We start from the raw sequence: 1073 nt of genomic DNA on the forward strand, positions 1-1073 counted from the left end.
CGTCAGCTCCCGGATAAAGCGGTGGATCTGCTGGACACCGCCAGTGCCCGGGTGCGCATGAGCTTAGATACTTCACCGGCATCGCTGACACAGTTAAAAACCGAGCGCGATTCGCTGGCGATGGAACGGCAGGCGATTGAAGCCGATCAAAATGTGTTGTCAGGTGAAGAGGTTACCCGTCTGGACGCCATCGCGGCCCGGTGGGCCGTGGTGGCGGATCAGACGGCTCAACTTACTGAACAATATCAACAGGAAAAGGCGCTGGCTGAGCGCATTCTCGCGCAGCGTCAACATTCACCTCAAACACCGGAACTGAAGGCGGATTTGGCGGCGCTGGCGGCGTTACAAGGAGCTGAACCGCTGCTCTCACTGCATGTTGATGTTCGCATGGTCGCCACCGTGGTGGCCGACTGGACGGGCATCCCGTTAAGCAGCGTATTAAAAGACGAACAAACGGGCCTGCTCCACTTAGAACAACATTTGGGCGAACGTGTTATCGGTCAGGCAGCGGCGCTGTGGGACATTGCTCAACGTTTACGGGCCGCTAAAACGGGTCTGACGCCGGAGCACGGTCCCCTGGGGGTTTTCCTGTTGGTTGGGCCGAGTGGGGTAGGGAAAACTGAAACCGCACGGGCCTTAGCGGATAGCCTGTTTGGCGGGGAACGTTCACTGATCACCCTCAATTTATCGGAATACCAAGAGCCGCATACAGTTTCCCAGTTGAAAGGGGCTCCACCGGGTTATGTGGGATATGGTCAGGGCGGGATACTGACAGAAGCGGTCCGTAAACGTCCTTACAGCGTGGTGCTGCTGGATGAAGTGGAAAAAGCCCATCGTGACGTGCTGAACCTGTTCTATCAGGTATTTGATCGCGGTTTTATGCGTGATGGTGAAGGGCGTGAGATCGATTTTCGCCATACCGTGATGGTAATGACGTCGAATCTGGGCAGTGATCACTTGATGGCGCTATTGGCGCAACAGCCTGACGCATCGAATGCCGCGTTGCATGAACTGTTGCATCCTGTGCTGCGGGATCACTTCCAGCCCGCCCTGCTGGCGCGCTTTCAGACGGT

The 1073-nt window shown here is 56.7% G+C and carries 1 protein-coding gene; it reads left to right on the forward strand.

What is annotated here, in order from left to right; genetic code table 11:
- Positions 1-1073, forward strand: a 1073-nt coding sequence (locus tag ABR397_RS22775) for an AAA family ATPase (protein ID WP_350307696.1), incomplete at both ends; no start/stop codon positions are given.

It is taken from the genome of Photorhabdus viridis, assembly GCF_040256935.1.
GTDB lineage: Bacteria > Pseudomonadota > Gammaproteobacteria > Enterobacterales > Enterobacteriaceae > Photorhabdus > Photorhabdus viridis.